Source organism: Uliginosibacterium silvisoli, from assembly GCF_036017035.1.
Taxonomy (GTDB): domain Bacteria; phylum Pseudomonadota; class Gammaproteobacteria; order Burkholderiales; family Rhodocyclaceae; genus Viridibacterium; species Viridibacterium silvisoli.
In genome coordinates this window covers 2,018,766-2,043,617 of sequence record NZ_JAYXHS010000001.1, presented here as the reverse complement: position 1 = coordinate 2,043,617, position 24,852 = coordinate 2,018,766, and the positions used below count along the sequence as shown (strand labels likewise).

At 59.5% G+C, this 24,852-nt stretch carries 24 protein-coding genes and 1 tRNA gene; 12 read left to right on the top strand and 13 right to left on the bottom strand.

The annotated features are described in order from the left end of the window. From VVD49_RS09315 to VVD49_RS09295, 5 genes are all read left to right on the top strand, one after another. Positions 1-807 (top strand): CheR family methyltransferase, encoded by an 807-nt coding sequence (locus tag VVD49_RS09315; protein WP_327598866.1) that lies wholly within the window; start codon positions 1-3, stop codon positions 805-807. An 11-nt stretch (positions 808-818) separates the two neighbouring features. After that, positions 819-1,361, top strand: coding sequence for a chemotaxis protein CheD (locus tag VVD49_RS09310; RefSeq protein WP_327598865.1), 543 nt, complete (start codon positions 819-821; stop codon positions 1,359-1,361). Continuing rightward, entirely contained in the window at positions 1,358-2,431 is a 1,074-nt protein-coding gene (locus VVD49_RS09305; protein ID WP_327598864.1) for a protein-glutamate methylesterase/protein-glutamine glutaminase, read from the top strand. Before VVD49_RS09310 ends, VVD49_RS09305 begins: the two co-directional genes overlap by 4 nt. Then, a complete protein-coding gene (locus tag VVD49_RS09300; RefSeq protein ID WP_327598863.1) occupies positions 2,421-3,650 on the top strand; it encodes an EAL domain-containing response regulator in 1,230 nt (409 codons plus the stop codon). The genes VVD49_RS09305 and VVD49_RS09300 overlap by 11 nt, the downstream gene beginning before the upstream one ends. Before the next feature lie 222 nt (positions 3,651-3,872). Continuing rightward, positions 3,873-4,208 (top strand): hypothetical protein, encoded by a 336-nt coding sequence (locus VVD49_RS09295; protein ID WP_327598862.1) that lies wholly within the window; start codon positions 3,873-3,875, stop codon positions 4,206-4,208. 55 nt (positions 4,209-4,263) lie between these two features. Here the strand turns inward: VVD49_RS09295 and VVD49_RS09290 are convergent, their stop codons facing one another. The 8 genes from VVD49_RS09290 to VVD49_RS09255 form a co-directional block, all read right to left on the bottom strand. Next, positions 4,264-5,880 (bottom strand): methyl-accepting chemotaxis protein, encoded by a 1,617-nt coding sequence (locus tag VVD49_RS09290; protein WP_327598861.1) that lies wholly within the window; start codon positions 5,878-5,880, stop codon positions 4,264-4,266. Positions 5,881-5,983: 103 nt separating this feature from the next. Next, positions 5,984-6,445, bottom strand: coding sequence for a cache domain-containing protein (locus tag VVD49_RS09285; protein ID WP_327598860.1), 462 nt, complete (start codon positions 6,443-6,445; stop codon positions 5,984-5,986). A 300-nt stretch (positions 6,446-6,745) separates the two neighbouring features. Continuing rightward, complete coding sequence (locus tag VVD49_RS09280) at positions 6,746-7,537, bottom strand: ABC transporter ATP-binding protein (protein ID WP_327598859.1); 792 nt, start codon at positions 7,535-7,537, stop codon at positions 6,746-6,748. Between the two features lie 15 nt (positions 7,538-7,552). Continuing rightward, on the bottom strand, positions 7,553-8,494 hold the full coding sequence (ntrB, locus tag VVD49_RS09275) for a nitrate ABC transporter permease (RefSeq protein WP_327598858.1): 942 nt from the start codon (positions 8,492-8,494) through the stop codon (positions 7,553-7,555). Positions 8,495-8,586: 92 nt separating this feature from the next. Beyond that, entirely contained in the window at positions 8,587-9,780 is a 1,194-nt protein-coding gene (locus VVD49_RS09270; protein WP_327598857.1) for a CmpA/NrtA family ABC transporter substrate-binding protein, read from the bottom strand. A gap of 397 nt (positions 9,781-10,177) precedes the next feature. Next, positions 10,178-10,756: an ANTAR domain-containing response regulator gene (locus tag VVD49_RS09265; RefSeq protein WP_327598856.1), complete on the bottom strand. Its 579-nt coding sequence runs from the start codon at positions 10,754-10,756 to the stop codon at positions 10,178-10,180. A 199-nt stretch (positions 10,757-10,955) separates the two neighbouring features. Further along, positions 10,956-11,032: transfer RNA gene (locus VVD49_RS09260), tRNA-Pro, on the bottom strand. Positions 11,033-11,078: 46 nt separating this feature from the next. Further along, positions 11,079-12,017, bottom strand: a complete 939-nt coding sequence (locus tag VVD49_RS09255) for a polyprenyl synthetase family protein (RefSeq protein WP_327598855.1) — start codon at positions 12,015-12,017, stop codon at positions 11,079-11,081. A gap of 221 nt (positions 12,018-12,238) precedes the next feature. Between VVD49_RS09255 and rplU the strand changes: the two genes are divergently transcribed. Both rplU and rpmA read left to right on the top strand, forming a co-directional pair. Continuing rightward, a complete protein-coding gene (gene rplU / locus VVD49_RS09250; RefSeq protein ID WP_327598854.1) occupies positions 12,239-12,550 on the top strand; it encodes a 50S ribosomal protein L21 in 312 nt (103 codons plus the stop codon). 16 nt (positions 12,551-12,566) lie between these two features. Continuing rightward, the gene (gene rpmA, locus VVD49_RS09245) at positions 12,567-12,833 is read left to right on the top strand and encodes a 50S ribosomal protein L27 (protein WP_327598853.1); all 267 of its coding nucleotides are present in this window, start codon (positions 12,567-12,569) and stop codon (positions 12,831-12,833) included. Here the strand turns inward: rpmA and VVD49_RS09240 are convergent. Beyond that, entirely contained in the window at positions 12,830-13,000 is a 171-nt protein-coding gene (locus tag VVD49_RS09240; RefSeq protein WP_327598852.1) for a hypothetical protein, read from the bottom strand. The two genes, rpmA and VVD49_RS09240, sit on opposite strands and share 4 nt — an antisense overlap. A gap of 11 nt (positions 13,001-13,011) precedes the next feature. On the opposite strand from VVD49_RS09240, the gene cgtA reads away from it, so the two are divergent. Together cgtA and proB are read left to right on the top strand one after the other, a co-directional pair. Continuing rightward, a complete protein-coding gene (gene cgtA / locus VVD49_RS09235; RefSeq protein WP_327598851.1) occupies positions 13,012-14,160 on the top strand; it encodes an Obg family GTPase CgtA in 1,149 nt (382 codons plus the stop codon). A gap of 20 nt (positions 14,161-14,180) precedes the next feature. Next, a complete protein-coding gene (gene proB / locus VVD49_RS09230) occupies positions 14,181-15,296 on the top strand; it encodes a glutamate 5-kinase (RefSeq protein ID WP_327598850.1) in 1,116 nt (371 codons plus the stop codon). A 33-nt stretch (positions 15,297-15,329) separates the two neighbouring features. Here the strand turns inward: proB and VVD49_RS09225 are convergent, their stop codons facing one another. The 4 genes from VVD49_RS09225 to VVD49_RS09210 all read right to left on the bottom strand — a co-directional run bounded on the left by VVD49_RS09225 (position 15,330) and on the right by VVD49_RS09210 (position 21,508). Continuing rightward, on the bottom strand, positions 15,330-16,961 hold the full coding sequence (locus VVD49_RS09225; protein ID WP_327598849.1) for a tetratricopeptide repeat protein: 1,632 nt from the start codon (positions 16,959-16,961) through the stop codon (positions 15,330-15,332). Positions 16,962-17,140: 179 nt separating this feature from the next. Then, positions 17,141-18,328: a porin gene (locus VVD49_RS09220; protein WP_327598848.1), complete on the bottom strand. Its 1,188-nt coding sequence runs from the start codon at positions 18,326-18,328 to the stop codon at positions 17,141-17,143. A 265-nt stretch (positions 18,329-18,593) separates the two neighbouring features. Further along, positions 18,594-19,757, bottom strand: a complete 1,164-nt coding sequence (locus tag VVD49_RS09215) for an oligogalacturonate lyase family protein (RefSeq protein WP_327598847.1) — start codon at positions 19,755-19,757, stop codon at positions 18,594-18,596. 272 nt (positions 19,758-20,029) lie between these two features. Next, entirely contained in the window at positions 20,030-21,508 is a 1,479-nt protein-coding gene (locus tag VVD49_RS09210) for a DEAD/DEAH box helicase (protein ID WP_327598846.1), read from the bottom strand. 625 nt (positions 21,509-22,133) lie between these two features. Between VVD49_RS09210 and VVD49_RS09205 the strand changes: the two genes are divergently transcribed. Genes VVD49_RS09205 through VVD49_RS09195 form a run of 3 tightly spaced genes read left to right on the top strand, consistent with a single transcriptional unit; the run spans position 22,134 to position 24,846 of the window. Next, a complete protein-coding gene (locus tag VVD49_RS09205) occupies positions 22,134-22,946 on the top strand; it encodes a transporter substrate-binding domain-containing protein (protein ID WP_327598845.1) in 813 nt (270 codons plus the stop codon). 11 nt (positions 22,947-22,957) lie between these two features. Next, positions 22,958-23,824 (top strand): transporter substrate-binding domain-containing protein, encoded by an 867-nt coding sequence (locus VVD49_RS09200; protein ID WP_327598844.1) that lies wholly within the window; start codon positions 22,958-22,960, stop codon positions 23,822-23,824. Next, complete coding sequence (locus VVD49_RS09195) at positions 23,821-24,846, top strand: TRAP transporter substrate-binding protein (RefSeq protein WP_327598843.1); 1,026 nt, start codon at positions 23,821-23,823, stop codon at positions 24,844-24,846. The genes VVD49_RS09200 and VVD49_RS09195 overlap by 4 nt, the downstream gene beginning before the upstream one ends. Positions 24,847-24,852 lie beyond the last annotated feature (6 nt).

The following is a 24,852-nucleotide window of genomic DNA, read 5'->3' as shown; positions in this document are numbered from 1 at the left end:
ATGAGCATGATTGCAATAACAGACAAGGAGTTTGCCTTCTTCCAGCGCTTCATTCATGAGGAAGCGGGCATCACACTGAGCCTGGCGAAGAAGCCGTTGGTGTGTGGCCGCCTGGGCAAGCGCCTCAATCAGCACGACTTCCGCAGCTACACGGAGTACTTCAATTACCTGAAGAGCGGCCAGTCGCCCGCCGAAGTGCAGATGGCGATCGATCTGCTGACGACCAACGAGACTTACTTCTTCCGCGAGCCCAAACACTTCGAGCTGCTGCGCGAACTGGCAACGGCAGCGAAGGCACGCAGCCAGCCTTTCCGCGTATGGAGTGCCGCCAGCTCGAGCGGCGAGGAGGCGTACAGCATCGCCATGGTGCTGGCGGACTGCATCCCCTCCAACAACTGGGAGATCATGGGGTCGGACATCAGCCTGCGCGTCCTCGAGCGGGCACGCTGTGGGCACTATCCGATGGAGCGCACCAAGCACATTCCCCTGCACTACCTCAAGCGCTTCTGCCTGCGCGGCATAGGCGAGCAAGAGGGCACGCTGTTGATTGAACGCAGCCTGCGCAGCAAGGTGGAGTTCCTGCAGGTCAACCTCAACGAGAAGCTGCCCGACCTCGGCAAGTTCGATGTCATTTTCCTGCGCAATGTCATGATCTACTTCAACGGCGAGACCAAGCAGCAGATCGTTGCGCGCGTACTCAGTCTGCTCAAGCCCGGCGGGCATTTCTGCATTGGCCACTCCGAAAGTCTCAACGGCATTTCCGACGCTGTTCAACCCATTGCGCCTTCCATTTACCGCAATCCCTGAGGCGATGACAGATGCCGGACAAGCACAAGTCCAAAGAGGTCTTCCTGCAGCCTGGCGAGTTCTTTGTCGGCAATGAGGATTACCGCGTGCGCACCGTGCTGGGCTCCTGCGTCTCCATCACCATCTGGCACCCGACGCTGCGTACGGGTGCCATGTCGCACTTCCTGCTGCCCTCGCGCGGGCGTGCCAAAGCCCAGCCACCTGACGGGCGCTATGCCGATGAAGCGCTGTGGCTCATGCTGCATGAGCTGGCCTTGCGCAACGTGCCGCAGACGCAGTGCGAAGCCAAGATTTTCGGTGGCGGCAACATGTTTCCCCTGCACGGTTCACGCAACCGCATGAAGGTGGGTGAGAACAATGGCCACGCGGCACGCACCCTGCTGACAGCCTGCGGCATTCCCATCGTCTCGGAGAGCCTTTTCGGCGAAGGCCACCGGCATATCATTTTCGATATCGGCACCGGCGATGTCTGGTCGCGCCACACCTCGCCAGACACCACCTCCCTACATCAACCGCACCCAGCGGTTCGACCCAAAGCAAAGGGACTCGCATGAAGCCCATCAAGGTTCTGGTGGTCGATGATTCGGCCGTCGTCCGTCAAGTCGTCAGCGGCATGCTGGCCGAGTCAACCGGCATCGAAGTCATTGCCACCGCCACTGATCCGCTGCAGGCCATGGAGCGCATGAAGGTCCAATGGCCCGATGTCGTAGTGCTGGACGTGGAGATGCCACGCATGGACGGCATCACCTTCCTGCGCAAGCTGATGGCCGAGCGCCCGACGCCGGTGATCATCTGCTCCACGCTGACGGAAAAAGGGGCCAAGACCACCATGGAAGCGCTGGCTGCCGGCGCGGTAAGCATCATTACCAAGCCCAAGCTCGGCCTGAAGCAGTTCCTCACCGAATCATCCGACGATCTCGTCGCCGCCATACGTGCGGCCGCCGGCGCGAATGTGCGACGTCTCGCAGCGCGTTCGGCTGCGCCGACGCATGTCGAAGCCAAGAACACGGCCGATGTGATCCTCGCGCCAGCGTCGGGGCGTGCGATGACGCAGACCACCGAGCGCGTGATCGCCATCGGTACCTCGACTGGTGGCACGCAGGCGCTTGAGGAGGTGTTGACCGCCCTGCCCGGCGTCACGCCCGGCATCGCCATCGTGCAGCACATGCCGGAGAAGTTCACAGCCGCTTTTGCGGCACGACTGGACAGCATCTGCCGCATCAAGGTCAAGGAGGCGGCCAATAACGATCGCATCATCCAGGGGCAGGCGCTGATTGCGCCAGGTGGTCGCCACATGCTGGTCAAGCGGAGTGGCGCCCAGTACTACGTTGAAGTCGTCGACGGCCCACTCGTGTCACGCCACCGCCCTTCGGTAGATGTACTCTTCCGCTCAGTTGCGAAGTCGGCCGGCAGCAATGCCATGGGCATCATCATGACCGGCATGGGCGACGACGGTGCGCGTGGCATGAAGGAGATGTTCGACGCCGGCGCTCACACCGTCGGCCAGGACGAGCAGAGCTGTGTTGTGTACGGCATGCCCAAGGAGGCCGTGCGCCATGGTGGCGTGCGCGAAGTGGCATCGCTTGAAAAGATCCCGGAAATCATTACTCGTTATGGCAGATGAATGTGTTCTGAGTACGTCGCTGATCAATAGCGGCGTACTGATCGTCGATGACAGCGCGGTGCAGCGCCAGCACGCCGCGGAGGCGCTGGCGCGCCTTGGCATCGTCAATATCATGCAGGCGCCTGACGGCAGCGCCGCGCTCGACATGCTGGGCCATATGTCGCCCGCCCCCGCCGTGCTGATCGTCGATCTGGAAATGCCCGTCATGGATGGCGTGGAGATGATCCATCGCCTGTCGAAACTCGCGGTGTGCCCGGCCATCATCGTCGCCAGCTCGCGTGAAAGCGTGCTCATCGAGTCCGTGGAAAACATGGTGAACGATCTGGGCATTCCGCTGCTGGGCGCCGTGCGCAAACCGATCAGCGAAGACACCATGCGGCAGCTCCTCAGCCGCGCCAACAGCATGCTCAGCCCGTCGCCCAGCAATGCAGCGGCATCGCCGGAGATCTGCGCGAACGAGCTACGCCGCGCCCTGGATGCCGGTGAGATCGTGCCGTGGTTCCAGCCCAAGGCCGAGCTGGGTAGTGGCCTCATCCACAGCGTCGAAGCGCTCGCACGCTGGGTCAAGCCGGATGGCTCGGTCATCCCGCCCATGCAGTTCATCCACGTGGCCGAGAGCAGCGGCCTCATGTTCGATCTGACACTGAGCATCCTCGACCAGACCATCGCTGCCCTGCAGCGCTGGAAAGCCCAGGGCCACGAGCTTTCCGCAGCGGTAAACCTGTCCTCGTCCTCGCTCGGCGACATGCGCCTGGCCGACGCTCTCCTGCAGAAAATGGAAGACGCGCAGTTGCCCACGCAACTGATCACGCTGGAGATCACCGAGAGCATCATGGTCGAGAATGCCGCTGCGCTGCGCGACCTGATCCGCCTGCGCCTGCGCGGCTTCGGCTTGTCCATCGACGACTATGGCACCGGCTTCTCGTCGATGCAGCAACTCTCGCGCGTACCCTTCTCCGAGCTGAAGATCGATCGCTCGTTTGTGGATGGCGCCCATCACCGCGCCCACCAACGCGCCATCCTCGAATCGGCGATTGACCTGGGCAAGCGCCTGGGCCTGGCCACCGTCGCCGAGGGCATCGAGACGCGCGAAGACTGGCATCTGCTCAAAAGCCTGGGCTGCCAGCTGGCCCAAGGCTACCTGATTTCGAAGCCCGCTCCGGCCGATCAGATCCCGGACATTCTCGCTAGGCTGCAGCAAAAGCTGCAATCGCTCTAAGCCACGACGCCCCGACACGGCCTGGTTTCCTGACTTTGCTGCGGGTCCCGCAGCAAGGGATGTCGCTCCTTCCTGTGAAACTTCGTGACAATCCGCACAACGACGGATGCGACCAATTCATTAGAAACTACAACTTTAGTACTATCCGTCTGCAACTATAAAAAAATGGATGCTGGCGAACTCCGCACGGCAACCGTAAAAACGGACGAGGTCAGACGCTCGATGGCATTCGAAATCGAAACGACATCCTATTGTGAAAACGGGATCAGCCCGCGCTGGGTATGGTGGATACGCGGCATTGCCGGTACGCAGCGCTTTGGTCTCGTAGGGACCGATGAACAGGGGCGTGGCCTGTTCCTTTACGAGCACGACGGCGACAAGCAGCCGCGTCGCGAAGTGCTCGTAGCTGCCGATCTGTTCGGCCTCCCCCCCAACTGTGACAAGGCCCAAGCGAATGAAACGCTGCGTCTGACGCTGGCGGGACTGGGCTGGCACGTTGGCGTCGCAGGCAAGCCACTCCCGGCGAGCACCCAGGCACCCGGCGCCCTCGAGTGCTGATTCACGTCGACGACTGAGCTGCAGCACAGGCCGGGGACTTTCATCCCGCGCGTCGTTACACCTTGAATCGCTCGATGCCTTCGCACAACTGGCGCGACAGCATCTGCAAGGCATCGACAGTCTGCTGACTGCGTTGTGCCGCGCCTGCATTCACTTCGCCCATCCCGGCAATACTCTCGACGTTCTTGGCGATGCTGTTGCTCGCATTGAATTGTTCGCGGGTCGAGTTACTCAACTCGCGCATGCTGTGCAGTGCCTCATCGGCGCCACGCTCCAGCGTCTGCAGCGGCTCACGCAAGCTCTCCATGACACGTACGCCCGCCTCTACGCGTGTGCGCACGTCCGTCATCTCCGCCACAGCCTCGCTCGACTGAGTACCGATCTGCTCGATCACGTGCTTGATGTCCAGGGTGGCGCTGCTGGTCTTTTCGGCAAGCTTGCGCACCTCGTCTGCCACGACCGCGAAACCGCGCCCTGAATCCCCTGCTCGCGCCGCTTCAATGGCCGCATTCAGGGCCAACAGATTTGTCTGCTCGGCAATTTCACGAATGACGTTGGCAATTCCGCTGATGTGCTCCGAACTCTTGCGCAAGGCCTCGATCGACGCAGCCGATGCCTCCACCGTATGCGCGATACCACGCACTTCGGTCGTAACCTGTTCGACGAGGCGCACACCTTCGACAGCTGTCTGCGAGGTCTGCTCGGCGGTGCGCGTCACGGCGCTGGCACTGCTTGAGACCTCGGAGATACTCACCGCAAGCTCTTCGACGAGCGCCGCAGCACTAGCCAGCGCATCTGCCTGCTTGTTCACACTCTGACTCACGGAGGTTGCCGCATCACCCACGCCTTGCGAAGCCGTCTGCAGCTCCCGTGCAGTCTGGGATGTCTTGGCGATCATGCTGCGCAAACTATCCTGCATGGTATTCAGCGCAGTCGCCAGCGCGCCAATTTCGTCCTGCGCGCCAACTTCGATCTTGCGCGACAGATCGCCCTGCGCAATGTTTTCCGCCAGTCTGATCGAACGCTGCAAGGGCAGCGCAATGGCCCGTGCCATCACCACACTGAGACCGCCGGCAACGACGATGGACACCACCAGCAGGAAGCCGCACAAAACGTAGGCGGTATGACGCGCCGCCGTCGCATCGGCATAGCCTTTGGCTGCAGCATCGGTTTCGAGACGCACGAGTTCCGCCACGCTCTTGTCCACGACGGCAAACACATCGTCCGCCGTCTGCATGCCGGAGCGCCCCATATTGGCATCCATCGTCGCCATGTCGATTGCGGTACCGATAGCCTTCTTGTACTTCCCCACGCTTTGCATGACGTCGCGATAGCGCGTCGCGGCTTCGGCATCAACACCCTCCGCCGCGGCGGTCTTCTCCAGACCAGCCGCCATCGCATCAAGTTTTTCGTTGGAGGACTTGATGCGCGCCGCCACCTTGGCCTCACTCATGCCGTCGAGCGACGAGAACAGGGCATAGGTACCGGCATGCACGTTCAGCAAGTCGGTTTCGACTGACTTCGCAGCGATGACGCGCGTGAAATGCGCGTTGTACAGATCATCCAGCGCATTGCTCGCCACGACCAATGCATAGCCACCCGCCAGGCCTACGGCGATCAGCATGCCCACGCACGCCACGGGCGCGATCAACATTCGGTGAACCAGTCGCATCTGAGTCTCTTTCATGCCCCGGCAGCGTCGCCGGTTGCGTGTCCGGACAAAGCCGCAAAGAGCTTCGCCCGGCCCACATCAGGGAGGCAACGCCTCCCGGTCTTCAGCGCGTATAGATGCCGGCGCAGACGATCATGTCGCCAGTGAGCTGGCAGTAGGCCTTCTTCGGCAGCACTTTCTTGGTCACGGGATCCGTGAACGCATAGTCTTGCCAGAATTTGCCCTTGCTCTTGGCCAGATCGACGCGCTCCTTCACGTACAGCTTGCCCTCCGGATCCTTGAAATCGATAAGGTCTTTGTCGACCATCTTGGGGTTCTGTCCATGCGCCAGGACCTTGCCAGTCGTGTCATAGACGACCGGATACAGATCGCGATCCACCCATTTGGCATCCTTGTCGGTGATTTCCTTGAAGGTGCCAGCCTTGTTGGCCTTGATCGCCGCGACAACCTTGACCACCATGGCCTCGGCCTCCTTGGCCGTTGCGAACTCGTCGGCCGCCACGGCGGCGCCACTTCCCAGCAAACCCCAGACGAGGGCACTGGCTATCAATGTCTGCTTGTTCATCACGGTCTCCAGATCAATTCCGGTTTGGACGACCCTTGCCTCCTTTCGCTCTGGATCGAGCGCAGCAAGGGGCGCGCAGGGGACCCTGCACAAGCATGCTAACGGCCACGGAGTCGTGCATCTTTAGGGCATTGGGGTAGCCCCGGACAGCGAGTTCCAGCAAACGAAACCGTCAGGAAAAACGATGACGTCATTCTTTCGGAAATCACTGGAAACACCTGCCTTGCACCAAGAAAAAGGCCGGCGTCTCCGCCGGCCTTTCCCTGCCTTTTCCTGCCTTTTCCTTCCGCTTGCCACGACTCAAGCTGCGTGCTTGAGTTGCTTCTGGTACAGGAACTCCAGAATCGCCGCACGGTACTCCGCAAATTGCGGGTCATGCGCCAGCTTGAGGCGATCACGCGGCTTTTCGAGCTTCACCTCGAGGATTTCACCGATGGTTGCAGCAGGTCCGTTGGTCATCATCACCACGCGATCCGACAGCAACACCGCTTCATCCACGTCGTGCGTCACCATCACCACGGTGGCGCCAGTCTTGCCCATCACCCCGATCAGCTCGTCCTGCAGGCTGGCGCGTGTCAGTGCATCCAGAGCACCGAAGGGCTCATCCATCAGCAGGATCTTCGGCTCCATCGCAAAAGCGCGTGCGATGCCGATACGTTGCTTCATGCCGCCAGAGATCTCGTGCGGGAACTTGTTCATGGCATGTTCCATGTGCACCATCTCAAGCGCAGCCTTGGTACGAGACTTCAGCTTCGCCTTGCCCTCCTTGGCACCAAACACGCGCTCGACCGCGAGCATGACGTTGTCAAAGCAGGTCAGCCACGGCAGCAGCGAGTGATTCTGGAACACCACGGCGCGTTCCGGGCCTGGGCCTGCGATCTCGCGGCCGTTGCAGATCAGCCCGCCATCGGTAGGCAAGGTCAGCCCGGCGATGAGATTGAGCAGCGTTGACTTGCCGCAGCCCGAATGGCCGATCAGCGTGATGACTTCGCCTTCGCTGATATCCAGATTGACGTCGCGCAGTGCGATGAAGCTGCCCTTCTTCGTATCGAAGCGCATGCCGACATCCTGTACTTGTACGAGTGGTTTCATTTTGGCTACCTCGACTCAGGAGCTTGCGTAGGAGAAGCGCTTGGCGATCTGCAGCAGGAACAGCTCCAGCAGCAGGCCGACAATGCCGATGACGAAAATCGCGATGATGATGTGTTCCACCTTGAGGTTATTCCACTCATCCCACACCCAGAAGCCGATACCCACGCCCCCGGTCAGCATTTCCGCCGCCACGATCACCAGCCATGCGGTACCAATGGAGAGACGGATACCCGTCAGCATGTAAGGCAGCACGGCAGGGAACAGGATCTTGGTGAGAATCTTCATCTCGCTCAGATTCAGCACGCGCGCCACGTTCATGTAGTCCTGCGGCACACGCTGCACGCCGACGGCTGTGTTGATGATCATCGGCCAGATCGAGCAGATGAAGATCGTCCACGTCGCAGCGGGGTCAGCGCGCTTGAACACCAGCAGGCCGATCGGCAACCATGCGAGCGGCGACACCGGACGCAGCAGCGAGATGATCGGATCGATCATGGAGTTGAGGAACTTGGAGCGCCCCAGCGCGAACCCCAATGGAATACCGACCGCTGCTGCAAAGCCGAAACCGATGGCAACCCGCTTCAGTGAGGACAGGATGTTCCAGCCGATGCCCTGGTCGTTCGGCCCGTTGGAGTAGAAGGGGTCGGAGAAAATCACGACCGCCGCTTGCCAGGTCTTGTACGGACTGGGAATGCCGGTAGTCTTCATTGCGACGATGGCCCAGATGCCAATCAACAATGCGATACCGATCAGGGGAGGCAGCACAGCGCGCACGAACACGCTGAAGCCTTCACGAAATTTTCCACGCCCCGCCACCTTGGCTGGCGCCGCAACGCTCGCGTCATTGGCCGCCACCGTGGCGATCACGGATTCCGCAGCTTTCTCACGGCCCGCTGCGGCCGGCTTTTCCGGCGAGGCGTCCGGAACAGGGGAAATACTCATACTTGCTGTTGTCATGATTCGATACTCCTGCTTTCATGGGTCAGGTTGCTGGCTGGGCCAGCGACACGCGCTTTTGGCGCGCACTCGCCAGCCCGGCTTGCGACAGCTCAGGCTTTGATCTTGAAGCTGGCTGCGTACTTCTTCGGGTCCTTGCCATCCCAGACGGCGCCGTCAATCAGCTTCGATGTACGGAAGTCAGACTTCGGTACGGGCGCCTTGACGATGGCTGCGGCCTGCTTGTAAAGCTCGGTCTGATTGATCTGCTTTGCGATAGCCAGATAGTCCGGATCTTCCTTCAGCAAGCCCCAACGCTTGTGCTGGGTAAGGAACCACATGCCATCAGACAGGTATGGGTAATTCACCGCGCCGTCGTTGTAGAACTTCATGTAGTTCTTCTCCGACCAGCTCTTGCCGAGACCGTTTTCGTACTGGCCGATCATCCGGCTACGAATGACATCCGCATCCGTATTGACATAGGACTTGGCAGAGACGACATCGGCCGTCGTGCTGCGGTTGGCGGCGCTGGCATCGATCCACATCGATGCCTCGAGAATCGCGCACATCATGGCGCGCGCCGTATTGGGATACTTCTTGACGAAATCGGCCGTACAGCCGAGAACCTTCTCCGGGTGATCCGTCCAGATGTCTTGCGTCGTGACAGCAGTAAAACCGATCTTGTCGACGATGGCGCGCTGCCCCCAGGGCTCACCCACGCAGTAGCCATCCATATTGCCGACACGCATGTTGGCCACCATCTGCGGAGGTGGCACGACAATGTTCTTCACATCCTTGAACGGGTCTATGCCATAGGTCGCCAGCCAGTAGTACAGCCACATGGCGTGGGTGCCGGTCGGGAAAGTCTGCGCGAAGGTGTACTCCTTCTCCTTCTTCGCAACGACCTTCTGCAACGAGGCGCCATCGACCGCACCCTTATCCTTGAGCGCATTGGACAACGTGATGGCCTGACCATTGTTATTGAGCGTCATCAGCACCGACATGTCCTTCTTGGGACCGCCGATACCCATATGGACGCCATAGATGAGCCCGTAGAGGACATGCGATGCATGCAGCTCGCCATTGACGAGTTTGTCGCGCACGGCGGCCCACGAGGCCTCCTTGCTGACGTTGATCTTGATGCCGTATTTCTTGTCGAAGCCCTTGACCGCAGCCATGACGACCGAGGAACAATCCGTGAGAGGAATGATGCCGACTGTGACTTCTTCAAGTTCAGGCTTGTCCGAACCCGCCGCCCAGGCACCATTCACTGGCAACACACTGGCTGCCGCAACTGCACTACTCATGGCTGCTCCCTTTTTGAGAAAACCGCGCCGCCCTGCGTGATCATCAAAACGCTCCGTCATATCCATCTCCGTTGGTGAATCATGCTGAAAAACATTGCCAGTGCAAACGGACAAAAAAAATGGCGTCACGACGTGAAGTGACGGTCTCCCAATCTCCTCACATCGGACGCCCTTGTCCGCGTCGGATCATCGTTGACCCGCACTTGCAAGAGTTAAAGCACGCCGCATGCCATATCCAACAAACCTATATCTATCAACTACTTGAGTGGGCGCCCAGTGCGTTTAGCAAGCAAGCGCGCCCATGGCAAGCCGCACTGCAGCGGTGCGGGCGCACCAAAGCGGATTCACTTCAGGGGTGTTTTTCAGATATCGCACGCAGGGCTGCGTGCAACAAACGCTAGCCGAGCAGCAAGCGGGCGCTTGCAAGCACTTCTTCGGCAACTTCCACCAGCTTGCGGCCACGCTCCATGGCGAGCTTGCGCAAGGCGTGATACGCCTCATCTTCATCCATGCCGCGCGCTTTCATGAGCACGCCCTTGGCGCGATCAATGATCACGCGCTCGGACAGCTTGCGTTGCGCATCATCGCGCTCCTGGCGCAGCGCCATGAACTGATCGAAATGCACGGTCGCCACGCGCAACAGCGACTCGAGGCGCTCAGGGGCCAGACCGTCCACCACGTAAGAAGAGACGCCGGCACGCATCGCCAGACGGATCACATCGTCTGCATCATCTTCCGAGAACATCAATACTGGGCGCGGGAAGTTCTGGTGCATGACCGCAAGATTCTCGAGCGTGTCACGACTTGGCGAGTCGGTATTGATCAGCACCACGTCAGGGCGCATCTCCTGCATCTTGCTGTTGAGCTGAAATGCATCGGACAACACCGCGGCCACCTCATGCCCGGCAGTGGTCAGCGCCTTGCATATATCAAGCGCGCGCTCCTGGATTTCATCGATGACCAGAATCTTCAGCATCCGCAGAATCTATCGCTCGAATTGAGATGAGAGGCGCCAGGCGCCCCGTTTTGGGCAAGTGTAACAAGCAATTCACGCACCAAGCATGGGGCAAAGCCCGCGCACGCGAGGACAGAAACAATAAAGGCCACGCAAGGTGGCCTCAACTCAAAATACTCTCAAACCGTGATGCTGATTATGGAGCCTGCACCCGCAATGATGGTCGGGGTGAGAGGATTCGAACCTCCGGCCTCTACGTCCCGAACGTAGCGCTCTACCAGGCTAAGCTACACCCCGATTGACACGATGGCTACCGGCACGGCGCGTGTATTTCTTGTAATGCTCAGTAATTACGCGCCACCGCAAAGTCGCACAATTGTAGCAGCGAGTCGGCAAAAACGGAAGGCGGCAGCCCTGCCAGAGCGGCTCGCGCAGCCGCTGCTTCGCGCTGGGCGAACTCGCGCGTGGCGGCCAGTGCATTGGTTTCCTGGATCGCCAGCATGACTTCCGCAAAATCTTCGCGACCCGCCTCTTCGATCGCCCGGCGCACGACAGCGGCCTGCTTCGGCGTGCCATGACGCATGACATGGATCAAAGGCAAGGTTGGCTTGCCTTCAGCCAGATCATCACCGAGATGCTTGCCAGTCTTGCCTTCGTCGCCGGAATAGTCGAGCACATCATCAATCAGCTGGAAAGCCGTACCGAGATGACGCCCGAACAGGGCCATGCGCTCCTGCCCCGCCTCGTCCAGCCCACCCAGGATGCCGCCCAGACGCGTTGCCGCTTCAAACAGCATGGCTGTCTTGAAATGAATGACACGCAGATACTCCTCGACCGTCGCGTCAGCATTGCGAACGTTCAGCAGCTGCAGCACTTCGCCCTCGGCGATCACGTTGGTTGCATCCGCCAGCACACGCATGACGCGCATGTCATCGACGCCAACCATCATCTGGAAAGCGCGCGAATAGAGGAAGTCGCCTACCAGCACCGAAGCCGCGTTGCCGAAGGTCGCATTTGCCGTCAAACGCCCGCGGCGCAGATCGGACTCATCCACCACGTCATCGTGCAACAAGGTCGCCGTATGGATGAACTCCACCACAGCCGCCAGTTCATGATGGCGCGTCTCGCCCGTGCTGCCGTAGCCCCAGGCATCAGCGACCAGCAGCACCAGCGCCGGTCGCAGACGCTTGCCGCCGGCCCCGATGATGTATTCAGCGACCTGGCGAATCAGCACGACATCGGAATGCAGCCGCAAGCGGATGACCTGATCGACCGCAGCCATATCGGAAGCGATGGGAGCGTACAGCTGTTCCAGCGAAGCGGCGGGGGATGGGGCGAGAGAGGACAAAAGGAGGTGAGGCAAAAGTTGGACGCGGGATGTTATGTGTGCAGGGCAGCGAACGTCAAGCCGGGCTCCGGGCGCAAAGACCGAAAGGGCTTGACGAGAGACTCCACCTAACACATAATCGCGGGTTCTGCAGTCCCTCGTAATGGAGTTCCAACATGTATGCGGTCATAAAAACCGGCGGCAAGCAGTATCGCGTTGCAGCTGGCGAAAAAATCAAAGTAGAACAGATACCGGCAGACGTTGGCGCTGAAATCAATTTCGACCAGGTTCTCATGGTTGGTGCAGGTGAGTCGGTAACAATCGGCGCACCTCTGGTTTCCGGCGCCTCGGTGAAAGCAGTTGTGCTTTCACAAGGCCGTCACGACAAGGTCAACATCTTCAAAATGCGTCGTCGTAAGCATTATCAGAAGCATCAAGGCCATCGTCAAAACTACACCGAAGTTCGCATCGAAGCGATTTCGGCCTAACAGGAGCTAATGCGCCATGGCACACAAAAAAGCAGGCGGCAGTTCCCGTAACGGCCGCGAATCCCATGCAAAACGACTTGGTGTGAAGCGCTACGGCGGTGAGCTGGTTGCTGCGGGCAACATCATCGTTCGTCAACGTGGCACGGAATACCACCCAGGCGAAAACGTCGGCATCGGCAAGGATCACACCCTGTTCGCGCTGATCGAAGGCCGCGTGCAGTTCCAGGTCAAAGGCGCCCTGCGTCGCCGTACCGTCGTGATCGTTCCGGAAGCACAGGCTTAATCAGCTTCCGCGCGATTGACCGAAAGCCCTGTCGCGCCGCGACGGGGCTTTTTCATTTGCAGCCGTGCATCTTGCGGTCCTTGGTACATCTTCGTATCTTTGGCAGTAAGACCTGCATGCTGTTGTCGCAGCCCGATGATCAATATCTGATCACCTGTTTTAAGCATTCGAGATCCTCATGAAATTCTTCGACGAAGCCCGCATTGAAGTCATTGCCGGAGACGGTGGCAATGGCGCGGCGACGTTTCGCCGCGAGAAATACATCCCCTTTGGCGGCCCAGATGGTGGCGATGGTGGCCGCGGCGGCAGCGTAATCCTGGTAGCCGACCGCAATATCAATACCCTCGTCGATTACCGCTTCACGCGCACTTACCATGCACAGAACGGTGAAAAAGGGGGAGGAAGCGATTGTTATGGCAAGGGCGGTGAAGACGCCGTCTTGCGCATGCCGGTCGGCACGGTCGTCAAGCATCGCGAAACCGGCGAGATCATGGCGGATCTGGATGAAGACGGTAAAAGAGTCGTCATCGCTCGTGGCGGCAAGGGTGGTCTCGGTAATCTGCACTTCAAATCCAGCACCAACCGCGCACCACGCCAGAAAACACCAGGCGAGCCCGGCGAACGCTTCGAGCTGGCGCTTGAGCTGAAGGTACTTGCCGATGTGGGCCTGCTGGGAATGCCCAACGCGGGCAAATCCACATTCATCCGGGCGGTTTCCGCAGCCAAACCCAAGGTTGCCGACTACCCCTTTACGACGCTCGCTCCGAATCTTGGTGTGGTGCGCACCGATGAAGGCCGCAGCTTCGTCATTGCTGACATCCCCGGCTTGATCGAAGGCGCAGCTGAAGGCGCTGGCCTGGGCCATCGTTTCCTGCGCCATCTGCAACGCACACACTTGCTGCTTCATCTCGTGGATCTCGCGCCGTACGATCCGGACGCCGACGTCGTGCATGAAGCGCGAGCGATTGTCGAAGAACTGCGCAAGTACGATGAAAGCCTGTTCCTCAAGCCACGCTGGCTGGTCCTGAACAAGCTCGACCTCATCCCCGAAGCAGAACGTGAAGCGCGTGTCCGCGCCTTCCTCGACGCTTACGGCACGCCCGATCACTGGTTCGCCATTTCCGGCATGAAGGGCGAAGGCTGCAAGGGTCTGGTCTTCGCAATTCAGGACTACCTCGATGCACAACCCCGGCGCACAACCGAAGAAAAGCGCGCAGACATCGAAGGCGGCCCCGCAAACACTCCGCAAAATGTCGCCGATCAAGGCGATGAAGACGACGATGATGATGACGATTACGACGGCGAAATCATCTACGTTCGCGACTAACAGACCAGAGAAACGCAACAATGCGTGATGCCATACGTAAAGCCCGCCGTCTGGTTGTAAAAGTCGGCAGCGCACTGGTAACCAACAACGGCCAGGGCCTGGACCTCGCAGCCATCGCTGGCTGGGCCAGGCAAATTGCGCAACTGCGTGCCGAAGGCCGTGAAATTGTCATGGTGTCGAGCGGCGCAATTGCGGCCGGCATGCAGCGCCTCGGCTGGGCCACCCGCCCCAGCGAAACGCATGCACTGCAGGCAGCCGCAGCGGTCGGGCAGATGGGCCTCGCCCAGGCCTACGAAGGCGCTTTTGCCGCGCATGACCTGAAGACAGCGCAGATCCTCCTCACGCATGCGGATCTCGCCGACCGCTTGCGCTATCTCAATGCGCGCTCCACCCTGTCAGCCTTGCTCGAACTAGGCGTCGTCCCTATCATCAACGAGAATGACACTGTCGTTACGGACGAGATCAAGTTCGGCGACAACGACACACTTGGCGCGCTGGTCGCCAACCTGATCGAGGCCGATGCCCTGATCATCCTGACCGATCAGAAGGGGCTTTACACCGCAGACCCCCGTCGCGACCCCAATGCCACGCTCATCTCCGAGGGGCGTGCGGAGGACACCGCTTACGAAGCCATGGCCGGCGGCGCAGGCAGCGGCATCTCGCGCGGCGGCATGATTACAAAGATCCGCGCAGCACAGCGCGCAGCACGCAGTGGCGCGCATACCCTCATTGCATCCGGTCGCGAAACCGATCCGCTGCTACAACTCGCGGCCGGTGAAGCCATGGGCACTCTGCTCTATGCCAGCAGCACCCCCCTGGCTGCGCGCAAGCAATGGATGGCCGATCACCTGCAACTTGCAGGCAGCTTCTCACTCGACGCCGGCGCGGCCAAGGCCCTTGGCAATGGCGCAAGTCTGCTGCCTATCGGCGTCGTCTCCGTCGAAGGTGACTTCGAACGCGGCGCCGTGATCGCGTGCCGCAACAGCGCGGGGATCGAAATTGCGCGCGGGCTCAGCAACTACTCCAGCTCAGAAGCCCGTCGCATTGCACGCCGCGCCTCTACCGAAATAGAGTCCATTCTCGGCTACATCGAAGAGTCCGAACTGATCCACCGTGACAATCTGGTGCTGCGCTAGCCCGCCAGAATCAGCACCCTCTGCTCCACCGAATTACTCGACACGCTCAATCAGGTCGTTCAACGCTAGCTTGACCCGCTGGACTACCGAGTTCCAATCCGCGGCGCTTGACTGCCGGACCAACCTGACCGTTGGGTACCATGGCGAGTCTTCTCGCCCTTCGAACCATCGCCAATCCGCAGCAACGTGCAACATGATCCACGCACGCAACCCCAGTGCCCCAGCAAGATGCGCGATCGAGGTATCTATCGTGACAACTCTATCCATAAGCGATAACAGCGCCGCCGTATCACAGAAATCTGATAGTTCGTCACTGACAATTCGCACGTTTGGGTAAGACTCAAGCACTACCCTGTCGCTCTCGCGTATGTCTTTTTGCACGACAAAGAAATCGCAGTTGCAATCGAACAACTCGCTCAGAACACTGATAGGCAGTACTTTCTTTGTATCCTTGGTCGTAGTCCCCCAAGCAATACCGATGCGCCGTCTGGCAGAAATACCTATCTTGCGTGCCCATTTTTCATAGGAATCGTCTGGCACGTACAGGTAAGGAGTCTCCGCCGGGATACTCGCTACTCTCGTCTTTACCAGCAGCGGCACACTCAGTAGCGGGCAGTGAAAATCGGCGTCTGGAAGCGCAGCGCCATGGGCAAGCACGCGCTCAACACCATCTAATTTCTCGAGCAACCGAACAAGCGACGGAGGGACCTCCAGAACAACGTTCGCTCTTCGCTGCGCCAATAACGATGCATATCTGCAAAACTGCAGCGTATCTCCAAAACCTTGCTCGGCATGCAGCAGAATCCTCTTGCCGGCCAAGTCTTCTCCATTCCAGCGAGGGATCTCAAATTGCCGATTCCCTCTTTCTTGCGGACCTTTCCAGCGCCACTCGTACTTCTCGAGGCCAACTTCAAAATCCCCTTGCTTGAGCCGGCAAAACCCTTCATTCAAGTTTGCACTCACATCGTCCGGAGCATGGCGCTGCGCAAGCAGATAATGCTGTAAAGCCTCCTCCGTAAACCCCTTTCCCTCCAAGGCTGAGCCACGATTAACGATCGCCACGACGTGATCCGGCTGTCGCGACAAGACCCGTTCATAAAGCTCAAGCGCCTCATCATCCCTCTCCAGCTTTTCCAACGTGCTGCCTTTATTGATAAGGGCATCAAAGTGGAAGGGGTTTATGGCAAGCGCCCCATCAAAATAAGGAAGAGCTTCTTCATATTTGCGGGCCTTCCAGAGCATGGAGCCGCAATTATTACGAGCGTCGGCGTCATCGGGGTCAAGTCTGGCGGCCTCGCAAAAGCTGTCGAATGCCTCCTCAAGCCGCGTCATATCACGCAGTACATTGCCTCGATTGAAATGCGCAAGGGCTAGATCTGGTTGCACGGCAATCGCTGCGTCATAGCTATCAAGCGCTTCGTCCAATCGACCCAGCCGCCGCAACGCCGAACCAAGATTCACATGGGCATGAGGCACTCGCGGATTGATCGCCAAAGCTTTCCGGATGTACTGCACGGCAAGAACGCCGTTGCCACGCTCATCTTCCAGCACCCCCATGAGGTGGAGAGCATCAAAATACTCAGGGGCAAATTGCAAGACAGATTGATAAAATTGCTCCGCCTTGCCGTATTGCCCTGCCTGGTGCGAGGAAAGTGCCTGCGTCATCAAGCCTTGCACGACTGCCTGGTGTATCTGTGCCATACGTCACCGAAAATCTTGAATTTCGATATTTTATCTTCTGCAGGCAGGAAGAAGCGGCAACCAACGGCACCGGGCACGAGAGCGTATGGCAAAAAAAAGCAGCCCGAAGGCTGCTTTCTTTTTCTGTTCGTTCGTAAAAACGATCAGAACTCCTTGACCAGACCGAAGCGGGTGTAGTTGCTGTCGACCTTCGATGCCGTGCCACTGAAGCCTGGCGCGGTACCGTCGTACTTGCCGCCGTAAGCGGAGGCATTCGACTGCCAGTCAGCCTTCTGGAAGGCAGCATAGATGTAGGTGTTCTTCGACAGGAAGTAAGCACCACCGAACATGTAGCCATGGCCGCTGTTACGGAATTCGCCCACGTCACGCACGATCGAGTATTCCGCGCCGATTTCCAGCTTGTCGTTCAGGTTGTAGCTGATGACAGCGTTGGTAACCTTGTCGGCCCAGCCGCTACGCTGCGAGTTGACCGTGTTCTGGCCATAACCACGTTGATCGATGTAGGTACCGGCGATCTTCAGACCCTTGACAGGCATCACGCTGGTGTAGAAGCGCCAGAAGTTGAAGCCTTCGACGGCAGTGACGCCAGGAACAGTTCCGCCGTTGGTGCTTGGCGTACGATGGAGGTAGTCGAAACCACCATTGACCACGTCGCCGACCTTGTATTCAAAGCCGCCGGACAGGGCGTCACCGCTGTTAGCAGCGCTGATGTTGCTGTCGCCGCTCTTACGGTTGTCGCCGAATGCGTATTGACCCTTGAACAACAGACCGACCGGGCCCATGTTGATCGTCGGGGTGCGGATGTCAGTCACGCGGCTGGTCAGAGCCGTGATACGGTACGTTGCGATACCGTACTTGACGATTTCCAGGTCCTTCGGGCTGACCATGTATGGCTTTTCGGCCAGGTAGAAGTTGTCGCCAGCGTTGATCACGCCCCACTGCACAGTACCGATCGGAGTCGTCAGGTACAGAGCCTTCTTATCGTTGCTGTTGATACCACCTTGACCGTTGATGGTCTTGGTCGAATCTTGCGTGAAACCCTTGCCTTCTTCGATCGTGCCGAAACGCAGATCCAAGCTCACACCTGCTTCCCAACCTGGGGACAGGGTTTCCTTGGCACCAACCGTGATACGCGAGGTGCTGGCTGCGCCGTCACCCAGGGTCTCGGTGGTCGAGCCGCCGTTCGGGCCACCAGCGGCCGTATCGGCCTTGGAGGTACGCTTGAACTGGTAGCCAGCGTCGAACTTGCCGCCGATGGTGACGGAAGTTTGCGCGAAAGCGGCGCCGGACATCAGGCCAGCGACGGCAAGGGCGATGAGTTTCTTCTGCATTGAGTTTCTCCTCAAAATTGAATTCGACCAGGGGAAACATGTTGCCTGATCGCCTTACCTCTCCAAAGACCGAGAAGTGGTGAAGCATTCTTGCAAAGGCTTTGCGCTCACAGCAAGGCAGACAACGATTAAAGAGAGACGTAAACAGCGGTTTGTTGCGTTCATGCAACACACGTTTGAATTGTGCGGCGCAGAACAAATCGCTTCGTACATACAAATGAAAAAGGCCGCAAAGCGGCCTTTTTCATTTTGCGAGAAGCGGTGTTTATGCAGGCAGATCAGCCAGGTACAGAGCAGGCTCACCCTCAAAATCGCTGGTAAACAAGACGCGCTTGTCATCAGGCGTAAATGATGGGTGCGGGTGCGTGACTTGACGGTCTTCGCGATAAACCTTCCAGGACGTGCGGTGCTCGCAGATCTTCTTGGTCGTCTTGTTTTTCAGATCGAACAAGTACAGGAACGGATCGTTCTCGTGGGTGTGAGCCGCTGTATCCGCCACGTCCGGCGGTGTATCGCAGCCATCGCCAACAGCCAGGGAACCGTCGTAGTTGCTGTACAGGTGCGAACACGCCGGCATGGTGAGAAGCGCTTCGTTTTCCAGGGTGACGGGGTCCGCAGCGCAAATCCAGCGCTCGGTGCTGCCCTTTTTATAAGAGACGTAAAGCATCTTGGAGCCGTCCGGCACGAAGAACTCGTGGGTGCAGCTTTCGCCTTCCTCATGTTCCTTGACCTTGCGCACGTTCTTGCCGTCTTCATCGACGAACCACATACGGGCATCGACCAGGTCGTGCGGACCTTCATGGCAGAAAGCGACCGTGTGGTCATCGAACGGACGGTACAGCGGGTGGCCCATCCATTTGGCTTGTTCGAAGATGACCTTGCTGGTGCCCGTCGCAATATCGATGACTACGAGACGGCAGCGTGGCTTGTTGTGGTACTGGACCGCGAACTCTTCCCAGGTCTTGAGGGGCAGCAAGTCGCCTTCGACCACTTCAATACCGACCAGCTTGGTGCATTCCGAGTTGGAGACCCAGGTGCCGTAACCCTTATAGCCTTGCGGCACGGTGTAAAGAATGTGCTCTTCGAGCGAATCCAGTTCGACACGGCGCAGTTCGCGGCCGCCCTTGACGTAATAGAGGTACTTGTCGTCAGGCGACAGGAAGTTACCGAAGGTGTTGTCGACCTTGCCCTTGCCGTCGGTGATCTGGCGTGCGGTCTGGGTCTTGAAGTCGAGCAGGTACGCGTTCCAGCTATCGTTGTCGAACAGGCCACCGAACAGCAGCTTGCTGCCGTCGTTGGTGAAACACTTCTGATAGAAGTAATTACGGTGACAGGTCACATCGGTGGGCGTGAGGCGGGTGACACGTGCGCCGGTGGACGGGTCTTGGAATTCGTGAAACTTGAGCTGAATGATGTCGCCCTTGGCCATGGAAAGCGTCTCCTGTATGTGAGGTCACGAAACTGCCGGAAGCAGGTTGCCTTGTATTCTTCGGCAAGAACGCGGCAAGCCTTTAATTCTACGACAAAGCACGCCACAGGCCACGACTTGCTACAAGGGTGGATATGACGAGGCGCAATGGCGGCGCGCCTCACGCGGCCTTGAGCTGCAAACCAGCCCACCGCCCCAAGGCATGAAAACCAATGAAAAACGGCGCGGAATCTTGCGATCCGCGCCGTTTTCATGAGGCCATGAAACCTTGTTTAACGATCGTCACGGCGTGGCGGACGGCTGTCGCCACTTCCGGAACGCGCCGGGCGGCTGTCAGACGAGCCTTCACCGAACTGGCGACGCGGCGCGTCAGCGTTGAAGCGTGGCTTGGCATCGTTGAAGATGCGTGCCGGGCGATCACTGAAGCTGCGTGGCGCGCGATCATCACCAAAACTGCGCGGTTTGTCGCCGAAGCTACGTGGCTTGTCACCAAAGCGCGGGCGATCGCCGAAACCGCGGCCATCACTACGCCCTTCACGGCGCACAGGCGGCTTTGGCTCGAGACCGGCGATTTCACTCGGCGCGATGCGTTGCTGCGTATAGCGCTCGATTGCCATGATCTTCGAACGGTCGCGGTATTCGGCCAGCGTGACCGCAATACCGGTGCGGCCGGCACGACCGGTACGGCCAATACGGTGAACATAGTCCTCCGCCTTCATCGGCAAACCGAAGTTGATGACGTGACTGATGGTCGGCACATCGATGCCGCGCGCAGCAACGTCAGTGGCGACCAGCACACGGATGCGGCCGTCGCGCAGGCTCTTCAGACGACGATTACGCACCGCCTGTGGCATGGCTCCGTGCAGTGCTGCTGCCGCGTGACCTTCGGCTTCGAGTTCGCCAGCCAGGAGATCGGCGTCCGCCTGGGTGCTGGTGAAGATGAGGGCCTGATCGATCGAGGTATCCGCCAGCCAGTGCGCCAGCAGCTTGCGCTTGTGTGCGAAGCCGTCGACCCAGTGCAGGGTTTGGGTGATATCGGTGTGCTTGTCTTGTGCAGTTGCCAGTTCGAGACGGCCCGGCTCGTTCATCAGGCTGGATGCCAGTTGCATGATGCGCGGCGCAAACGTCGCCGAGAACATCAGCGTCTGCGAACGGCCGCGGCACAGGTCGTGAATGGCTTCGAGGTCTTCGGCAAAGCCTAGGTCCAGCATGCGGTCGGCTTCGTCGCAGACCAGGCAGGCCACGTTGTCGAGGCGCAATGCGCGGCGATTGGCCAGATCCAGCAAACGGCCCGGCGTTGCGATCACAACAGCAGCACCGCGCAGGGACGCGATCTGCTTCGGGAAAGGCATACCACCAACGACGGTGGCAATGCGGATGCCACGCGCCTGCTTGACGAGATTGATGGCATCGGTCGCAACCTGGGCGGCCAGCTCACGCGTCGGACACAGCACGAGGATGCGCGGGCCAACGGCCTGGCTCAGCTTCGACGTGTCTTCGTTCATCAGCACGTTGAGCGTCGGAATCAGGAAGGCCGCGGTCTTGCCGCTGCCGGTCTTGCTGCTGACCATCCAGTCACCGCCTTGCATGGCGGCCGGTACGGCTGCAGCTTGCACAGGGGTCGGGGTCGTGAAGCCGAGCGCGTGAATGGCGTTCAGCAAGGGCTGGGCCAGGCCCAGGCTTGCAAAAGTCGGGGAATCTGACGTGTCGGGGGAGGTGCTATTGGTATTGTTTTCTACTGCGTTGCTCATTGATGCGTGTATCACCCGCTTGCATCCGGCCAGCTCCGATTGCGTCGCCTGTCCAAAGTCGTGGACAAAAGCGGCCCTTACGCCGTAACTGAAGGCGCGATCGGGACTGGAGGCTACTGAGGGCGCTCCGTCGGGGCACAGGCTCCTTTGTAAGGACGTGCCGGGTTGGTCACAACATCGACCAACAGACGGAAAATGCAGCTCTACGGCGCTGCAAGATCGACCCGCTTCGGGGTCATGCTGGGGACGATGCTACTAGTCATTTGTTGCAACGCGGCGTTGGTGCGTTGCACAAGGGTCAGCATCATTTCATAAAACCGCCTGTTTTCCTAGTACTTTTTACACTTTCGACATGCATGGACACACTTCTGGACGCCCTCTGTGCACGCCGTCGAACCTTTGCCTGGAATGCCGCTAGTCCTCGTCGGCCGGCACCCCCAGCCGCTCTGTCGAGGGTTTGCCCCCCGTAGCGTCACCGGCCGGAATCGTGCCATATTGCACATCGGGCCCCGTTTTGCCATGCACCCGGCAATTCAAGATCAAGCAACAGCGCTCGTTAAAACAGGACAAGAAGATGAGCTGGCATGAACCGGCTCGTGCCATCAAAGAATGGAGACAAATCCCGATGAGCCACTCACGCCCCATCCACCAGGCCTTGCGCTGCGGACTGCTTCTGCTGGGCCTGCTTGCGTCAGGCGCGGCAAGCGCTGACCAGCTGGCGGACATCAAGGCTGTAAACCGCATCCGCGTCGCGATCATCAACGGCTTGCCCAACTTCAGTTATCAGGATCCAAAGCTCGGCTTCACCGGTTCTGATGTCGATACGGCCAAGCTGCTCGCCAAGGATCTCGGGGTGGCCATCGATTTTGTCTATGTAGCGAATGCCGACCGCATCGACACCCTGTTGTCGAATAAGGCTGACATCATTCTTTCAGCACTCTCCATCACGCCGGAGCGTGAACGGGCCATTTCCTTCTCGGTCCCCTACTCTGTCATCGCGCTGGTCATTGGTGCGCCGAAGAAATTGCAGGTCACCGGCTATCGCGACCTGGTCGGCAAGAAGGTCGGCGTCGGGCGCAATACCTCCAACGGCGCTCAGCTCAAGCAGAACACCACAGGCGTGGACATCGTCGAGTACGAAGATGAGCATGCCCTGCTCGATGGCTACGTCAAACGCCAGTTCGACATCATCTCGGCACAACGCGCCGATATCGACGAGGTCAATCGCCTCGCGCCGGATCGCCCTATCGAGGAAAAATTCATCCAGAGGGAATTCGAGGTCGCAGTCGGCATCCGCAAGAGCGAGCGCAGCCTGCGCGAGTGGATCAACGCATGGGTGGCGAAGAATCTTGGCAACGGCAAGCTGAACACGATCTACCGTCGTTACCACGGGCAAGACCTGCCTGAAACAGTCATGCCGAAGGCATTGGTGCGCTGAAGCCGGCAGCCATGCATAGTCTTGCGAACACCTCCCGCAGGGTAGCGGCCACGCCATGCAGATGGTTGCGCAGGCTGACTGCAAGCTGCCTGACGCTGCTGGCGGTTACGCAGGCCCACGCCGATCTGCTCGCCCGGATCCGGGCTGATGGCAAGGTGCGTGTCGCCATGTCAGCCGCCACGCCACCTTTCAACTATCTGGATGCCAACAACAATCTCGTTGGCTCGGAGATCGATACGGCCCGCCTTCTGGCTCGAGGCCTCGGCGTCAAGCTGGAGATCGTCCGCATTCCCGCCAGCGAGCGCGTCACGGTGTTGCTGGAACGGCGCGCTGATCTTGTCTTGTCCACGCTGTCGATCACACCGGAGCGCGAGCGCCAGATTGCCTTCTCGGTGCCCTACTCGCAAATCCCCGTTGTCATCGCCGCGCCGCAGGCGCACCAGTACAACTCCATGCTGGATCTCGATGGCAAGACCGTCGGCATCCTGGCCAACAGCTCGAATCTCACCTCCTTGATTCATGATGCGCCGGGTGCCATGCCTCTTGAATACCCGGAGAACACGAAGATGCTCGCAGGGTACGCCGCCGGCGAGTTCGACATCCTCTCGGCGCCGCAATCACTGGTCGATCGCTACAACCGTGACAAGCCGAAGCGCCCCATGGTCATCCAGTTCATGCAGAGCGTCTTCAATATCGCGGTTGGCATGCCCAACGGTGAGAAGCCGCTGCGTGACTGGATCAACGACTGGGTCGTCGCCAATCTGCGCAACGACAACCTGGGCGCTATCTACCGCAAACATCACGGCGGCAGCCTGCCCACGACCATTGCACCGGCCGACTCCGGCAAAGACGCCAGGAAGGACGCAGTCCGCAAATGATGATGGCCGGAAAACTCCGCAGCAACGCATGCGCCCGCGTGGTGACGCTCGTAGCTGCGGCAATCATCGCCATGGCAGTCGGCACTGGCACACAGGCGGCTGACGCGAAGCGCGTGCTACGCAGCGCCGACGTGCATACCGAAGACTATCCGACCGTGCAGGCGGTGATCTTCATGGGACAGATCGTCTCGAAGAAAACCAACGGCAAGCTGGGCATCCGCGTATTCGACTCCGGCCTGCTCGGCGATGAGGGCCCGCTGCTGGACCTGGTCAAGGCAGGCAAGCTGGACATGACACGCATCAGCGCCCAAGCGCTGGACCCTGCCTCGCCGCAGATGCGCGTGCTGTCCCTGCCTTACCTGTTTCGCGACATCCAGCACTTGCACAAGGTACTGGACGGGCCGATCGGCAAGGAGATTCTCGATTCGCTGCGCCCCCAAGGCCTGATCGGCCTTGCCTACTTCGATGCGGGCGTGCGCAATATCTACACGGCCAAAAAGCCCATCCGCACGCTGGACGACATGAAGGATCTCGCCATCCGCGTCCAGCCCACGCCTCTCGCAACCTACGTCTTCGAGTTGCTGCAGGCCAGGCCCGTGCGCCTGCCTTTCGTGCAGACCGGGCGCGCGCTCAAGACCGGCATCGTCGAGGCTGGAGAAAACAACTCCCCCACCTATAGCAGCGAAGAGCATTTCCGCAGCGCGCCCTTCTACTCGCTGACCCATCACAGCATGTCGCCGGATGTCCTCGTCATTTCGCGCCAGGTATGGGACAAGCTGTCGGTTGCAGAGCAAAACCTGCTGCGCAGCGCAGCGCGCGAATCGATGACGATGATGCGCGACATGTGGGTGCAGCGCGAGGAGCGCGTCGAAGCTTCGCTGAAGCTGGCCGGCATCAAATTCAATGACATTCCGCCGCAAGAGCTGGCGCGCTTCGAAGCCGCCGTGCAACCAGCCTATGCACGCTTTGCCGCCGACCCCGTACAGCAGGACCTGATCCGGCGCATCCGCGCCGTGCAATGACGCTCG

What these genes read in the sequence shown, in the direction of transcription:
- VVD49_RS09315 (WP_327598866.1), top strand. Translation starts at nt 1, where the DNA reads ATGAGCATGATTGCAATAACAGACAAGGAGTTTGCCTTCTTCCAGCGC.
- VVD49_RS09310 (WP_327598865.1), top strand. Translation starts at nt 819, where the DNA reads ATGCCGGACAAGCACAAGTCCAAAGAGGTCTTCCTGCAGCCTGGCGAG.
- VVD49_RS09305 (WP_327598864.1), top strand. Translation starts at nt 1,358, where the DNA reads ATGAAGCCCATCAAGGTTCTGGTGGTCGATGATTCGGCCGTCGTCCGT.
- VVD49_RS09300 (WP_327598863.1), top strand. Translation starts at nt 2,421, where the DNA reads ATGGCAGATGAATGTGTTCTGAGTACGTCGCTGATCAATAGCGGCGTA.
- VVD49_RS09295 (WP_327598862.1), top strand. Translation starts at nt 3,873, where the DNA reads ATGGCATTCGAAATCGAAACGACATCCTATTGTGAAAACGGGATCAGC.
- VVD49_RS09290 (WP_327598861.1), bottom strand. Translation starts at nt 5,880, where the DNA reads ATGCGACTGGTTCACCGAATGTTGATCGCGCCCGTGGCGTGCGTGGGC.
- VVD49_RS09285 (WP_327598860.1), bottom strand. Translation starts at nt 6,445, where the DNA reads ATGAACAAGCAGACATTGATAGCCAGTGCCCTCGTCTGGGGTTTGCTG.
- VVD49_RS09280 (WP_327598859.1), bottom strand. Translation starts at nt 7,537, where the DNA reads ATGAAACCACTCGTACAAGTACAGGATGTCGGCATGCGCTTCGATACG.
- ntrB (WP_327598858.1), bottom strand. Translation starts at nt 8,494, where the DNA reads ATGACAACAGCAAGTATGAGTATTTCCCCTGTTCCGGACGCCTCGCCG.
- VVD49_RS09270 (WP_327598857.1), bottom strand. Translation starts at nt 9,780, where the DNA reads ATGAGTAGTGCAGTTGCGGCAGCCAGTGTGTTGCCAGTGAATGGTGCC.
- VVD49_RS09265 (WP_327598856.1), bottom strand. Translation starts at nt 10,756, where the DNA reads ATGCTGAAGATTCTGGTCATCGATGAAATCCAGGAGCGCGCGCTTGAT.
- VVD49_RS09255 (WP_327598855.1), bottom strand. Translation starts at nt 12,017, where the DNA reads ATGGCTGCGGTCGATCAGGTCATCCGCTTGCGGCTGCATTCCGATGTC.
- rplU (WP_327598854.1), top strand. Translation starts at nt 12,239, where the DNA reads ATGTATGCGGTCATAAAAACCGGCGGCAAGCAGTATCGCGTTGCAGCT.
- rpmA (WP_327598853.1), top strand. Translation starts at nt 12,567, where the DNA reads ATGGCACACAAAAAAGCAGGCGGCAGTTCCCGTAACGGCCGCGAATCC.
- VVD49_RS09240 (WP_327598852.1), bottom strand. Translation starts at nt 13,000, where the DNA reads ATGCTTAAAACAGGTGATCAGATATTGATCATCGGGCTGCGACAACAG.
- cgtA (WP_327598851.1), top strand. Translation starts at nt 13,012, where the DNA reads ATGAAATTCTTCGACGAAGCCCGCATTGAAGTCATTGCCGGAGACGGT.
- proB (WP_327598850.1), top strand. Translation starts at nt 14,181, where the DNA reads ATGCGTGATGCCATACGTAAAGCCCGCCGTCTGGTTGTAAAAGTCGGC.
- VVD49_RS09225 (WP_327598849.1), bottom strand. Translation starts at nt 16,961, where the DNA reads ATGACGCAGGCACTTTCCTCGCACCAGGCAGGGCAATACGGCAAGGCG.
- VVD49_RS09220 (WP_327598848.1), bottom strand. Translation starts at nt 18,328, where the DNA reads ATGCAGAAGAAACTCATCGCCCTTGCCGTCGCTGGCCTGATGTCCGGC.
- VVD49_RS09215 (WP_327598847.1), bottom strand. Translation starts at nt 19,757, where the DNA reads ATGGCCAAGGGCGACATCATTCAGCTCAAGTTTCACGAATTCCAAGAC.
- VVD49_RS09210 (WP_327598846.1), bottom strand. Translation starts at nt 21,508, where the DNA reads ATGAGCAACGCAGTAGAAAACAATACCAATAGCACCTCCCCCGACACG.
- VVD49_RS09205 (WP_327598845.1), top strand. Translation starts at nt 22,134, where the DNA reads ATGAGCCACTCACGCCCCATCCACCAGGCCTTGCGCTGCGGACTGCTT.
- VVD49_RS09200 (WP_327598844.1), top strand. Translation starts at nt 22,958, where the DNA reads ATGCATAGTCTTGCGAACACCTCCCGCAGGGTAGCGGCCACGCCATGC.
- VVD49_RS09195 (WP_327598843.1), top strand. Translation starts at nt 23,821, where the DNA reads ATGATGATGGCCGGAAAACTCCGCAGCAACGCATGCGCCCGCGTGGTG.